Source organism: Thalassospira sp. (assembly GCF_002709775.1).
GTDB lineage: Bacteria > Pseudomonadota > Alphaproteobacteria > Rhodospirillales > Thalassospiraceae > Thalassospira.
Window position 1 is genome coordinate 1 of the sequence record NZ_PAQR01000012.1, and the last position, 13224, is coordinate 13224.

Here is a 13224-nt window from a genome sequence, read left to right on the forward strand (position 1 = left end):
CCTTGGCCGCGTGTACGCCGCCAAAGAACATGTCCTCACAATCCCAGCGTTGTTGATTGGCAAGGCTTAAGCCATCAAGCAACGCGCAATCAAACCCCGGCTCAACCGATAAAAGATCATCTTCCACATGCATGCGCGGCGCCGAAATCGCCCCGTGCAAAGTCATGTCAAAAGCATCGATGTTAAGCAAAACCTGCAGCATGGTTGACCGGATACGGTTTGATCCGCCCGAGCCAAGCGCAACCGATGCCCCGTCTTCGCCCAAATACAGCGATGGCGTCATCATCGAGGTCATCCGAACGCCGCATGGCCAGTTATGAAAGCCCTCCGGTGAAAGATCTGCCTCGCCCAGCATGTTGTTCAACATGATGCCGGTTCCGGGCACAACCCGCCCGGAAGTGGATCCGTTTGAAATGGTCGCTGCAGCAAGATTTCCCTTGGCATCCACGACAGAAATATGGGTCGTACCCTGCTGACTAAGCGGACGTTCGCCAATCATCGATCGATACCGCTCGCAAAGCTCATCGCCCAGAATCGACGGGCTCGCCCCGTGATCCCCACGCGCAAGACCTGTTGCATGAATGATCCGCGATATCGCTTCAAGATGGCGTTCAGAACCAAATGCCCCCAGCGCCATTTCACGCGCCAGCTTCAATCCAAACCCGACCAAAACCCCGCCCGATGCCGGTGGCGGGTTTAAAACAAACCGCCCCTTGCGCCCGGTGATCAGCAAGGGATCGCGCACCAACACGCGATAGTCCGCCAGATCCTGTGCTGTCAGGTACCCGCCATGGTCAGCACATTCACGAACAACCGCAGTACCAAGGTCCCCCTGATAAAAGCCCTCTGCCCCGCTTTCGACCAAATAGGCAATGCTGTCAGCTAGGTCGGGTTGACGATGGGTCACACCGGCATCCAGCAACTCGAAATTGTCGGGATCGGTTTTACCTGCCTTGCCAAAGACTTTTCGGCTATCTGTGGAAAAGGCCAGAAGCGGTTCGACAATCCCCATGACATAGCGTTGAAATGCATCAAGTTTGACGCCATTACGCGCCGCCTCAATGGCGGGCTCGGCCAATTGTGCCATTGGCAGTTTGGCAAGATCGTCATGAACCGCGAACAAACCCGCGACCACGCCCGGTGTTGCCACCGATCCATAGCCGCCATGAAATTCCTGCGTCACACCACCGGCAAAGGTCGCAAGGCGGCTTTCAAATTCAAGGTCTTCCCGTGATCGCTTTTCAAGCGGGGTTTCAACAAAGAAATCATAAAGCCTGGGCGTCTTCCCGGCAGGCCTGGCCATGACAAAGCCACCACCGCCAAGGGAAGCCAGAACCGGCTCTGCCACACAGGCCGCCCACATTGCGGCAATCACCGCATCAAAGGCATTGCCGCCTTCTTCAAGCACACGGGCCGCAGCACGTGCGGTAACTGAATGTCCTGCAGCAACGGCCCCGTGGGTTTTCATGATTTTGATTTCCCGTCAGTTATTGGCGTCTGCCGTCTTTCGCACTTCTTCCATCGGCGGGACCAGCAATTGGGCATCAATTCTGGCTGGCCCAACATTGACCCGCCAATCCAGATGCGGACCGGTTGACCGGCCCGATGATCCAACCTTGGCGATCACATCGCCCTGCCGCACGACATCACCGACCTGCACATCTATCTCCGACAGATGCAAAAAGGCCGACACAACGCCAAGGCCGTGATCAACAAACAATGTCGCACCGGAAAAATACATATCGGGGTGCGCCAGCGTCACAATACCATCCGCTGGCGCAATGACGGGCGTGCCAGCCGGAACCGCGATATCAATGCCCCAATGCGGCGCACGCGGCTCGCCGTTCAGAATCCGTTGTGATCCATACACGCCACTGATCGGGCCCACTGCCGGCCAGACAAAGCCGCTTTGCAGGAAATCCTCGGCAAAACGTTCGGTTCGCGCTTCGCGCGCCTGGCGCGAATCATCCTGAATGCGGCTGATGACGTCCGGGTCGGGGTTGACCATTTTGGGTGCCAGGCCGTCAATACGCTGAATATTGAATTCACGATCAGCAATGTCGTAACTGAACGACTCAACACTGCCGTCGGCATGGCGGACACTGACCCGTGCTGGGCCTTCGTAATCACGCGGGAACCCCAAAACGAACCGGCCATCCGATGCGATAGTGTCAATCGCCACATCATCAAGCAACACCTTGGATCCCGCATCGGTTTGCCCAAAAACAATCCCGCCCTGAACAAACTGGCCTTGATAGGTTGGCTCGGCCGCCTCGGCAGACAACCCAACCATCAGAAGGCCAGCTGCGGCCAGCATGCCGGAAATGGTCATACGCATCACAAGAGGCTCCCTTGCCTGTCATCGTCCTTGGGACTTGGGTTTTTCTTCTTTGCCGGTTTTGGCCTGGCTGGCTTTTCGGCCTTCGCGGTCGCTGGCTCTGAGGATGTCTCTGTGTTGGCAGCACCCCCAGTTCCGCCCGTGTCAGAAGCGGGTTTGACATCGACACCCGCGCCTGCCGTCACCCGTGTCACGCCATCGCCCATTTCAAGATCATATCCTTCACCCGCAACAATATCAGCCGACTTGCCAATCAGATTTCCTGCGCTATCACGCACCACGGCGAAACCGCGTTTCAGCACATTGCGATAGGAATAACTCTCCAACAACCGGTCGTAGCGGGCAAGTCCCTCTGCCTCGCGGTTAAGCGTATTGCGAATGGCAGCTTGCAGACGGGTACCAAGATCAATGATCTGTTTGTCGGCCCTGGCAACGTCACGCTTGGCATCACTTGGTCGCAGGCCCGCAGTTGCCCGATCAAGGCGGGATTGCTGCATCTGAAGAGCGGATTTCATCGCACCATCCAGACGAAGCGCCGCATTGTCCAGACGCCCGCGTTTTTCCGAAAGCTGTTCACGCGGGCTGACCAGTCGCGCGCTGGCCTCGTTCAACCGCGCCCGGGCTTGTTGCGTGACATTGACCGCTGCGTGCGGCAAACGATCCGCCCAGTTATCAAGGGTCTGGCTGCGTTCCTCAAGCATGCGCTTGGGATCGCCCAAACCACGCGCCAGACTTTCAAGTGCCGTTTTCTTTTCAACGCCCAAACGCCGCACGGCTTGGGCCAGGCGAACACCATCTTCCTCGACCTGGCCGATCAGCTCGCCGCGCACTGGTACGGCCTTTTCCGCCGCCCCGGTCGGGGTGGGCGCGCGCAGATCGGAAACAAAGTCAATCAACGTGGTGTCGGTTTCATGCCCGACGGCCGAAATCACCGGAATATCGGACTCGGCCACCGCCCGGGCAACGATTTCCTCGTTAAACGACCACAGATCTTCAAGCGATCCACCACCGCGCGCAACAATCAGCACATCCGGGCGCGGGATCTGGCCATAAGGCAAAAGATCATTAAAACCGCGCACGGCTTCGGCCACCTGATCGGCTGCCCCCTGTCCCTGCACAAGGACCGGCCATAGCAAAACCCGGCGCGGGAAACGATCGCGCAGGCGATGCATGATATCGCGGATCACGGCACCCGTGGGCGATGTGACAATCCCGATGACATCGGGCAGGAACGGGATCGGCTTTTTGCGTTCGGGCTCAAACAGGCCTTCGGCAGCCAGTTTCTTTTTGCGTTCTTCCAGAAGCTTTAAAAGCGCGCCTTCACCCGCGACTTCCATCGTCTCGATAACGATCTGGTATTTTGATCGGCCCGGAAAAGTTGTCAGGCGCCCGGTAACGATGACTTCCATGCCGTCTTCGGGCACAAGGCCAAGCTTGCCCGCCTGCCCGCGCCAGCACACACCATCAAGCACCGCCTTGTCGTCCTTAAGCGCAAGATACATATGCCCACTGGCCGCGCGCTTGAACCCGGAAATTTCGCCGCGCACCCGAACAAAGGAAAAGGCATCCTCCACGGTCCGCTTCAACGCATTCGAAAGGTCGGAAACTGAAAATTCGGGCGCATTTCCTGTTTTCACAGGCGTTTCAGGAACCGGGGCATAAGGGTCGAACAAATCTTGCGTCATCAAGGGTACTTTATGCTAAAAGCCCGCATAATTTGTTAAGCGGGGTGGGTTTGGCACAAGCCTAGTTCATCGCGCATGGACCATCAAGCAATCGGACAAGTCGAAGGATAAAGNCATGAAGGTTCTGGTCGTTGGCGGCGGCGGACGTGAACACGCACTGTGCTGGGCGATTGCGCGCAGCCCGCGCATCTCCAAACTGTGGTGTGCACCGGGCAATGCCGGGATTGCAGACAGCGCCGAATGCGTTGCGATTTCCGATAGCGACATTGATGCTCTGGTAAATTTTGCCTCGGACAACGCGGTTGATCTGGTCGTTGTCGGCCCCGAAGCCCCGCTGGTTGCTGGCCTTGTTGATGCACTGGATGCCAAAGGCATCAAATCATTCGGCTGTTCCAAGGCAGCCGCCCAGCTGGAAGGCTCCAAGGGCTTCATGAAGGATATGGTGGCAAAGTTCGGCGTACCGACCGCTGCCTATGGCCGTTTTACCGATCCCAAAGACGCCAAGGCGTTTGTCGAGAAACAGGGCGCACCGATTGTGGTCAAGACCGATGGTCTGGCCGCGGGCAAGGGTGTGACCATTTGTATGACAAATGACGAAGCCTTTGCCGCGATTGAAGAATGCATGGTGGGCGGCAAGTTTGGTGATGCCGGTGCGGAGATCGTGATCGAGGAATTCCTCAAAGGTGAGGAAGCCTCATTTTTTGCTGTTTGTGATGGCGAAAACGTCATTCCGCTGGTCGCAGCCCAGGACCACAAGGCGGTTGGCGAAGGCGATACCGGCCCGAACACAGGCGGCATGGGCGCCTATTCCCCGGCGCCGGTCTTTACCGATGCGGTCGAAGCCAAGGTCATGGATCAGATCATCATCCCGACCGTCAAGGGCATGGCAAATGAGGGCCACCCGTTCAAGGGCGTGCTGTTTGCCGGTCTGATGATTGATGATGCAGGCAATCCGAAACTGATCGAATACAACATCCGCTTTGGCGATCCGGAATGTCAGGTTCTGATGACGCGTCTGAAATCAGATGTGCTTGATATCCTCGATGGTGCGGCAACCGGCACGCTGGATACCGTCAAACCGGAATGGCACAACGAAACCGCCATGGTCGTAGTCATGGCTGCAAAGGGTTATCCGGGGTCTTATGAAAAAGGTACCGAGATCAAAAATGTCCCTGCGGCCGATGCGATGGACAAGGTCAAGGTCCTGCATGCCGGCACCAAGATGGATGGCGACAAGTTGCTCGCCACCGGTGGACGCGTTCTTGGCGTCACTGCACGTGGTGCGACCGTGACCGAAACCCAGAAACGCGCCTATGAAGCAGTTGATGCGATTGACTGGGATGGTGGTTTCTGCCGCCGTGATATCGGCTGGCGCGCGGTTGCCCGCGAACAGAAATAATCGGATCAAAGATCCAGAATAAAGAAAGGCCGGGTCACGCAACCCGGCCTTTCTTCGTTTCAACATCCATATCCAGCGCACCACCGACCCGATAGCGGATGTGACAGCGACCGTTGCTTGCGGTTTCGACATCGGCCTCAACACCAAAGACGTCGCGCAAATTCTTGCTGGTCAGGATATCGGCCGGAGTGCCAATCGCGATCAGCCTCCCGCCATCCATCATCGCGATCCGGTCACAAAACAGCGCTGCGTGGTTAAGATCGTGCAAGGCGGCAACCACCGTCACCGGCAAATCATGGACCAGCTCAAGCAGTCCAAGCTGATGACGGATATCAAGATGGTTGGTCGGCTCATCAAGCAGCAGGTAATCAGGTTGCTGTGCCAGTGCACGCGCGATATGAACCCGTTGCTTTTCCCCACCTGACAATGTGTGCCAGATACGATCAGCCATGCCGCCCATCGCAACGCTTTCAAGTGCGTTGGCGACAATCTCGTCATCCATCCCGGACCAGGGAGACAGCAAACTAAGGTAGGGTGTGCGCCCAAGTGATACGGCTTCACGCACGGTGATGCGATCGATGGTATCGGCCTGCTGTTCGACAAAGCCGATCCGGCGCGCCAGATTACGCCGCCCGACCTTGCCCATTGGCTGATCATCAAGCAACGCCACACCATCGCTTGGCGCACGAATGCCCGCCAGCACTGACATCATGCTGGTCTTGCCCGATCCGTTTGGCCCGATCACGCCAAGAAATTCACCGGGCTCGACACGCAGGGACACTTCGCGCACGATTTTTCGAAACCCGACGGACCAGCCGACATTGCGAAGCTCCAACGTCATCGCAAAACCCTTCCGTGACAGAGAATAAGCGCGAAGGCCGGCGCGCCCACAAGGGCCGTAATCACCCCGATTGGCAGAACTTGACCGGGGACAATCACCCGGGAAATCACATCTGCGCCAACCAGGAAAAGCGCGCCGATCAATGCTGACAAGGGCAATAAAAGCCCATGGCGATTGCCAACAAAGAAGCGCGCCGCATGCGGAATAACCAGCCCTACAAACCCGATAGAGCCCACGATACTCACCATCACCGCCGTCATCAGGGCCGAGATACCTATCAGGATGACGTAAACGCGGCGTACCGGCACGCCAAGTGATGCTGCCGAATCCCTACCGAAGGTAAAGGCATCAAGCGCACGCGCATGCCAAAGACACACCAGCAAGCCAACAATGGCGACCGGCAGAGCAAGCGAAGCATCCGGCCAGCGCACGCCACTAAGGTTGCCCAAAAGCCAGAACATAATGCCCCGGGCTTCCTCCGCACTCGCGGACTTTGTGACGATAAACGAGGTCAGCGCGTTAAAAAGCTGGGCACCTGCAATACCCGCCAGAATGATCGCACCGGTCCCGCGCCCGGCCTGCAGCGCCAGCAGCGAGACAAAGGCAAATGCCACGACCGAGCCGATAAATGCGCCAACCGACATGCCAAACATCCCCGCCCCGACACCAAGAATGGCGACACTGACCGCGCCAGTAGAGGCACCGGCGGAAATGCCCAGCAAATAGGGATCGGCAAGGGCATTGCGCAAAAGCGCCTGCAGCACGGCACCAGACAGTGCCAATGCCGCGCCGCAGGACGCAGCAACCACCGCGCGACTCAGGCGATAGTTCCAGACGATGCCGGCATCAATCGGATCAACCGCGTTACCGGCACCCCATACATGGTTCGCGATGGTGTCCATCACCGTGCGGATCGGGATGGATGTTTCCCCCACCGACGCCGCAAAGGCGAGCGCGAGGCCAAGCAACACCAGCGCAGCAAAAGCTGCGCTGGTGCGACGTCCGGTTACCGAAAATAACAGGGCGATCAATTGATTTGGCTCTGGCGCAGATCGACAACCGCCTTGGCCATCAGTTCAATACCGTCAATGGTGCGGATGGTCGGGTTCATCGACATTGCATCAAGCACCACGATCCGGTCATTGAGAACCGCATCCATCTGGCTGGTCACCGGATCGGTTTTCAGGAACTTCATTTTCAGCTCCCAATCATCAGCCGGAAAACGGCGGCGAGCCATTTTGCCAATTGCGATGATGTCCGGGTTGGCACGTGCGATGGTTTCCCAACCGACTTTCGGCCATTCATCATCGCTTGCGATGACATTCCGGACATTAAGGATATTGGCGATATAGCCCGGTGCGCCTTTTTGGCCTGCAACGTAGGGATCAACATCGATCTCGGCACTTGAGAACCAGAAAAGGGCGCTGATACCGCTACCGTCGATGGTTTCGACACTGGCGCGCGCCGCCTGCTCACGCGCGCGCAGGTCGGCGACAAGCTTTTCACCGCGGTCCTCAACATCAAAAATCAGGGCCATTTCGCTGATCGTCTGATAGATCAGATCCATCGAAAACGCATCAAGGCGCGTACCATCCCCGCCCGTGCTGTTATCCTTGCCGACACAATCGGCCGGTGCGGTATAGACCGGAATGGAAAGTTCGTTGAACTGCTTGACCGTGCCGACCGCACCGTTCGGACCGACATGCCACTGATACTGGTTGGTCACAAGATCGGGTTTCTGGCCAACAACACTTTCAAAGCTGGGGTCATTGTCTGCCAAGCGCTTTACCTTGGCATTGGCTTCGCGGTATTCCTCGGCCACCGGATTGAACCAGACAGCCGTTCCGACAACCTTGTCAGCCAGTCCCAACCGATACAGGATTTCGGTATTGCTTTGCCCCAGCGAGACAACCCGTTCCGGCGCCTTTTCAAAAGTCACACTTCGCCCGCAATTCTCAAGCGTCAGCGGATAATCGGTTGCCTGCGCAGCCGAGCTGATGAATGCCAGTCCAGCAGCAATCACCCCGACTGCCAGACCCTGTCTGTTGATTATCTTCACGTCATTGTCCTTTCACGGAGGCTGATCGAAAACCCTTCTTATCGAATGAAATCAACCTGCCTCGATACATGTTATGTTATAACATAACATCAAAGTTACCATCGTCAAGGGACTGGCTAGTGTGCTGAAAAATGACGGGAAATGTTCGGGATTAAACGCCGGTTGAATGATCTCCAACCTGCGCATAACGCGACATGTACCGACATCCTCCGGGGCACGCCGCCCGGTCCGTCGTGTTCATGTCGGCAGGTCTCCTGGCTCACGGGTCACTGCATTTTCTGGCCTTCCCGGGCGTCACCCAGTGGCGAAATCAGAAAATGCTCACCGCCTACAGTTGCGGGGGCAGCTTCGGTCAATGGTCTGGCAAAACCGAACCACATCGAATTCCCTTTATCCGAAGTTCGGATACCGACAGGAATTTGATTTCACACAGATAACACTGTCCGTCAAGCGCTTCGCGTTCGTAGCAGACCAGCGCATCGTCACCTTGAATTTGCCATCATTCGTCCCGATTACCTCCACACTGCCCGGTATGCTTTGCCGGGTAACGCAATCATCGGAACATGGTGAAAATGACGACTTCCGTGGAACGCAGACGCTTTTTGAAATCCATCGCCGCCGCCGGCCTGATCCTGCCGAGCATGTCGCTTTATAGCCATGCGATGGCCGAGGTCCCTGGGCTTGATCTGGGCAATGCGCAAAGCTTTGATTTTGCCAGCCTGATCGAACGCGCCAAGGGAATGGCGACCGAGCCCTATGAAGCACCCGTTGCGCCAAACCCGGAAATTGTCGGGCGTATTGACTACGACACCCATGGCAAGCTGCATTACAAACGCGACCATTCGCCGTTTTCCGACGGATCGGGCACCTATCCGCTGACGTTCTTCCATCTTGGTATGTATTTCGCGAAGCCCGTGCATATGTATCTTCTGGAAAACGGACAGGCGCGCGAAGTGATCTATAAGCCAGATTACTTTGACATGCCCGAAGACAGTATCGCCCGCCAACTGCCCGCCAATAGCGGCTTTGCCGGTTTCCGCCTGCATGAAAATCAGGCGCGCGATGACTGGAAAACCCAGGACTGGGCGGCATTTCTTGGCGCATCCTATTTCCGCGCTATCGGCGATGAGGGCCAATATGGCCTGTCAGCACGCGGCATTGCGGTTAATACCGCAACCTCGACCCCGGAAGAATTCCCCGATTTCCGTCAGTTCTTTATCGAACCTGCGAAAAATCCCGAAGACCCGGTCACGGTCTATGCCCTGCTGGATGGGCCGAGCATCACGGGTGCCTATAAATTCCTGCTGTATCGTGGCGAAGGGGTGACGATGGATGTTGAAAAGCATCTGTTTGTCCGAAAAGACATCGAACGCCTTGGCATCGCACCCTTGACCAGCATGTTCTGGTATTCCGAACAGAACAAATCGTTCCGCTTTGACTGGCGCCCGGAAGTACACGACTCAGATGGGCTGGAACTTTGGACCGGTGGTGGCGAGCGCATCTGGCGACAGCTCAATAACCCGGAAACCATCCGCGCGTCGGCCTTTGGCGATCATAATCCGCGTGGCTTTGGCCTGATGCAACGTGATCGCGATGTGAAGAACTATCTGGACGGTGTGCGCTATCACCGCCGCCCCGGCCTGTGGGTCGAACCGAAAGGCGAATGGAATGATGGTGCTGTTCAGTTGATCGAAATCCCGACCGACGATGAAATCCACGATAACATCGCGGCCTTCTGGGTGCCCAATGGCGAGGCCAAGGCGGGCAACAGCTATCAGTTCAAATACCGCCTGCATTGGCAGGCCCAGAACCCGTTCCCGGTCACGGAACTGGCGCGTGCGACCGCCACCCGCATGGGCCGCGGCGGGGAGCCCGGCACCAACCGCCCGAAAGACGAGATCAAGTTTTCCGTCGAGTTCGAGGGCGAGGTCCTTGGAACCCTGGCCTATGGCGAATTCCCGGAAGTGGTTGTGACATCCTCGCGCGGCGAGATTGTCCGCACCAAGATCGAACCGATCATGGATACCCGCATCTGGCGGGCTGCCTTTGACCTTAAGGCGACTGGCACCGATCCGGTTGACCTGCGGATGTATCTGAAACGCGGCGACGCACCACTCAGCGAAACCTGGATGTTCCAGCATTTACCGGCACTGAGTAATCAGCAGCAGGGCTAAATTACCCGCCGCACGAAACCAACATTGGATCCCCGGTCGTCACAATTGGCTGCCGGGGATATTTCCATGTGCACCCGGATTTCGCGACTGCCCGAGAATGGCGGTGATATCGCGCATCGGCGGGGCGCCAAACATGCGGGAATATTCGCGACTGAACTGCGATGTGCTTTCATAGCCCACAGCATAGGCCGCACTTGCCGCATCCTTCATTTCGGCCAGCATGATCTGGCGTGCGGTCGTCAGGCGCAGGCGCTTTTGGTACTGAAGCGGACTCATCGCCGTGACCTGCTTGAAATGGTGATGGAAGGAAGACGGGCTCATATTGGCATGATTTGCCAGCTCCTCGACGCGAAGCGGCTTGGTGAAATTATCCTTCATCAAACGCAGAACGGCTGCGATCCGCTGCATGGTGCTGCCGCCCATGGCCAGACGTGCGATTTCAATACCGTGACCTGTGCGCAGCAAGCGGTAGTGCACTTCGCGGATCAGCATAGGTAACATGACCTGCATGTCATCAGGCCGATCCAGCAGTTCAACAACGCGAAGGACGGAATCCACAAGTTCCTGCGACGTTTCCTCGACAAAAAGCCCGCGACTGCTGTCACCATCAACACCCAGATCAAGGCCCATATTCGTCACCAGATCGCCAAGAATCTGGGCATCAAGATCAAGCGACAAACTGCGATAGGGCATATCGGTGCTCGCCACCGTGACATGCCCGACAATTGGCAGATCCACCGACGCTGCCAACAATTGGCCGCGCTGATATCGAAACATCTCATCCCCAAGGGTGACTTCCTTAACGCCTGAGATAATCAGGCACAGGCAAGGCCGGTAAATCGTCGGCACCTTCAGGGACGGACCGGTTGAACGAAACAGCCACACCGGATCAATCGCGGTCTGGGCCGCGCCATCCGTATCGCAGTATTTGTCAATCAGCTCACACAGTCTTTGATAGTTTTCCATCCAGAATCCCTTGGTTTTCCTTTCACGGACTATACACCCGTGGGCGGGCGGGAAAAGCACAGAGATCGCCACTTGGAGGAATAGGCAATCGGTTTCGAGTTCTGTGTATTTCGGAATCGCGTTTTCGACGACAAGTTATGCCCCGTGACGCAAACACACGGAGGATGTCATGTCGAACCCGATCAATTACGTCGAAAACAAAACCGTCATTATCACCGGTGCCAGCAGCGGCATTGGTGAAGCGACCGCAAAACTTCTTGCACACCACGGTGCACGGGTTGTTCTGGCAGCACGTCGTACCGAACGCCTCAACGAGATCGCAGCCGAGATCGAGGCCGCCGGCGGATCAGCCATGACCCGATCCGTCGACGTTACCGATGCCGACAGTGTCGAGGCGCTTGTCTATCACGCCAACAACCTATTTGGCCGGGTTGACGCGATCTTCAACAATGCCGGTGTCATGCCGCTTGCCCCGATGTCGGAACTCAAAACCGCCGAATGGGACAACATGATCAATGTCAACATTCGCGGGGTCCTGAACGGCATTGCTGCTGTCTTGCCGCTGTTTAAGGAACAGGGTCGCGGTCATGTCATCAATACCGCGTCAATCGGCGCGCATGTTGTGGTGCCAAGTGGTGCGGTTTACTGCGCAACCAAATACGCGGTCTGGGCGATTTCCGAAGGCCTGCGCCAGGAAAGCACCAATGTCCGCGTAACCACGATTTCACCGGGCGTGGTTGAAACCGAACTGGGCCACGATATTTCCGATCCGACAAGTAAGGAGCTTCTGACCCAGTTCCGCCAGATCGCCCTTACCCCGGATGCGATTGCACGGGCGGTGCTTTACGCCCTTGATCAACCCGAAGACGTCGATGTTAACGAGGTGATCGTGCGTCCGACCGCATCGGCGTTCTAATGAAACCCGGCCAGCAATTCTTCTGCTTTCTAACCTTGCTGGTGGTGTTCGCACCACCAGCCCTTGGCCAACAGGAGCCGGAAATGCGCAAAACCACAGAAAACCTGCCCCATCCTTATGTCGGGATGTGGGTGACAAAAGATGGTCATATCCGTCAGGAATTGCGTGCCGATGGCCGCTATGACGAAGCCCGTGGCACCCGGCAATCCGCCTATCAGGGCGATTATCAGGTATCGGGAAACTACATCACCTATCAGGACGACACTGGCTTTACCGCCGATGGTCATTTTGAAGATGACGTGCTCTATCACGGCGGGATGGTGATGTTCCGCGAAGTGCCGGAAAACTAGTTCCAGCGACGATTACCTGAACAGTCAGATCCTACTAGCGCAAGCTGCCAAAGAAATCCTTCAAAAGCTTGGCAGCCTCGACCTCGCCAATACCACCATAGACTTCCGGGCGGTGATGGCAGCTTGTGCTTTCAAATACGCGCGGTCCGTGATCCACACCGCCACCCTTGGGATCATAGGCCCCGAAATAAACACGGCGCAGGCGGGCAAATGAAATGGCGGTCGCGCACATCGGGCAAGGCTCAAGCGTGACGTAAAGATCGCAATTGGGAAGCCTCGGCTCGCCCTTGGCCCCGGCAGCCGCCCGGATCACGAGGATTTCGGCATGGGCGGTTGGATCGTTCATTTCCTCGGTCAGGTTGCCGGCGCGTGCGAGCACCTCGCCACTATCGGCATCGACCAGAACGGCACCGACCGGCACTTCACCCCGCCTGGCAGCGGCGCGGGCTTCTTCAAGCGCCATGTCCATATAGCTGTCTGCACTCATGATCTTTCC

At 57.0% G+C, this 13224-nt stretch carries 12 protein-coding genes and 1 riboswitch; of the genes, 4 read left to right on the forward strand and 8 right to left on the reverse strand.

All coding sequences use genetic code 11. The features are described 5' to 3' along the window. From CMO10_RS06760 to xseA, 3 genes are all read right to left on the reverse strand, one after another. Positions 1–1468, reverse strand: a 1468-nt coding sequence (locus CMO10_RS06760; protein WP_297020001.1) for a gamma-glutamyltransferase family protein, incomplete at its 3' end; no start/stop codon positions are given. A 15-nt stretch (positions 1469–1483) separates the two neighbouring features. Beyond that, positions 1484–2338 (reverse strand): M23 family metallopeptidase, encoded by an 855-nt coding sequence (locus CMO10_RS06765; RefSeq protein WP_297020003.1) that lies wholly within the window; start codon positions 2336–2338, stop codon positions 1484–1486. Continuing rightward, positions 2338–4023 carry an exodeoxyribonuclease VII large subunit gene (xseA, locus tag CMO10_RS06770; RefSeq protein WP_472910353.1) on the reverse strand — a complete coding sequence of 562 codons (1686 nt, stop codon included), beginning with the start codon at positions 4021–4023 and terminating at the stop codon, positions 2338–2340. The genes CMO10_RS06765 and xseA overlap by 1 nt, the downstream gene beginning before the upstream one ends. A 115-nt stretch (positions 4024–4138) precedes the next feature. Here xseA and purD point away from each other — a divergent pair, with 115 nt between their 5' ends. Further along, positions 4139–5422, forward strand: coding sequence for a phosphoribosylamine--glycine ligase (gene purD / locus CMO10_RS06775; protein WP_297020007.1), 1284 nt, complete (start codon positions 4139–4141; stop codon positions 5420–5422). A 34-nt stretch (positions 5423–5456) separates the two neighbouring features. Here purD and CMO10_RS06780 read toward each other — a convergent pair whose 3' ends face one another. The 3 genes from CMO10_RS06780 to CMO10_RS06790 are packed head-to-tail and all read right to left on the reverse strand — an operon-like array spanning position 5457 to position 8322. Continuing rightward, positions 5457–6263 (reverse strand): ABC transporter ATP-binding protein, encoded by an 807-nt coding sequence (locus tag CMO10_RS06780; protein WP_297020010.1) that lies wholly within the window; start codon positions 6261–6263, stop codon positions 5457–5459. After that, positions 6260–7294 (reverse strand): FecCD family ABC transporter permease, encoded by a 1035-nt coding sequence (locus CMO10_RS06785; RefSeq protein WP_297020013.1) that lies wholly within the window; start codon positions 7292–7294, stop codon positions 6260–6262. The genes CMO10_RS06780 and CMO10_RS06785 overlap by 4 nt, the downstream gene beginning before the upstream one ends. Continuing rightward, the gene (locus tag CMO10_RS06790) at positions 7291–8322 is read right to left on the reverse strand and encodes an ABC transporter substrate-binding protein (protein WP_363928329.1); all 1032 of its coding nucleotides are present in this window, start codon (positions 8320–8322) and stop codon (positions 7291–7293) included. The genes CMO10_RS06785 and CMO10_RS06790 overlap by 4 nt, the downstream gene beginning before the upstream one ends. Positions 8323–8549: 227 nt before the next feature. Next, positions 8550–8750, reverse strand: a riboswitch (cobalamin riboswitch). 144 nt (positions 8751–8894) lie between these two features. Between CMO10_RS06790 and CMO10_RS06795 the strand changes: the two genes are divergently transcribed. Beyond that, positions 8895–10496 (forward strand): OpgD/OpgG family glucan biosynthesis protein, encoded by a 1602-nt coding sequence (locus CMO10_RS06795; RefSeq protein ID WP_297020016.1) that lies wholly within the window; start codon positions 8895–8897, stop codon positions 10494–10496. A gap of 39 nt (positions 10497–10535) precedes the next feature. On the opposite strand, the gene CMO10_RS06800 is transcribed toward CMO10_RS06795, so the two are convergent. Then, positions 10536–11462, reverse strand: coding sequence for an AraC family transcriptional regulator (locus CMO10_RS06800; RefSeq protein WP_297020019.1), 927 nt, complete (start codon positions 11460–11462; stop codon positions 10536–10538). Positions 11463–11631: 169 nt separating this feature from the next. Here CMO10_RS06800 and CMO10_RS06805 point away from each other — a divergent pair, with 169 nt between their 5' ends. After that, positions 11632–12378, forward strand: a complete 747-nt coding sequence (locus CMO10_RS06805; protein WP_297020021.1) for an SDR family oxidoreductase — start codon at positions 11632–11634, stop codon at positions 12376–12378. Positions 12379–12461: 83 nt separating this feature from the next. Next, positions 12462–12728: an Atu4866 domain-containing protein gene (locus tag CMO10_RS06810; protein WP_297020024.1), complete on the forward strand. Its 267-nt coding sequence runs from the start codon at positions 12462–12464 to the stop codon at positions 12726–12728. Between the two features lie 34 nt (positions 12729–12762). On the opposite strand, the gene CMO10_RS06815 is transcribed toward CMO10_RS06810, so the two are convergent. Then, positions 12763–13215 (reverse strand): nucleoside deaminase, encoded by a 453-nt coding sequence (locus CMO10_RS06815; RefSeq protein ID WP_044826992.1) that lies wholly within the window; start codon positions 13213–13215, stop codon positions 12763–12765. Positions 13216–13224: the final 9 nt, after the last annotated feature.

Coding starts and splice junctions, on each gene's coding strand:
- CMO10_RS06765 (WP_297020003.1), bottom strand. CDS start 2,338: ATGCGTATGACCATTTCCGGCATGCTGGCCGCAGCTGGCCTTCTGATG.
- xseA (WP_472910353.1), bottom strand. CDS start 4,023: ATGACGCAAGATTTGTTCGACCCTTATGCCCCGGTTCCTGAAACGCCT.
- purD (WP_297020007.1), top strand. CDS start 4,139: ATGAAGGTTCTGGTCGTTGGCGGCGGCGGACGTGAACACGCACTGTGC.
- CMO10_RS06780 (WP_297020010.1), bottom strand. CDS start 6,263: ATGACGTTGGAGCTTCGCAATGTCGGCTGGTCCGTCGGGTTTCGAAAA.
- CMO10_RS06795 (WP_297020016.1), top strand. CDS start 8,895: ATGACGACTTCCGTGGAACGCAGACGCTTTTTGAAATCCATCGCCGCC.
- CMO10_RS06800 (WP_297020019.1), bottom strand. CDS start 11,462: ATGGAAAACTATCAAAGACTGTGTGAGCTGATTGACAAATACTGCGAT.
- CMO10_RS06805 (WP_297020021.1), top strand. CDS start 11,632: ATGTCGAACCCGATCAATTACGTCGAAAACAAAACCGTCATTATCACC.
- CMO10_RS06810 (WP_297020024.1), top strand. CDS start 12,462: ATGCGCAAAACCACAGAAAACCTGCCCCATCCTTATGTCGGGATGTGG.
- CMO10_RS06815 (WP_044826992.1), bottom strand. CDS start 13,215: ATGAGTGCAGACAGCTATATGGACATGGCGCTTGAAGAAGCCCGCGCC.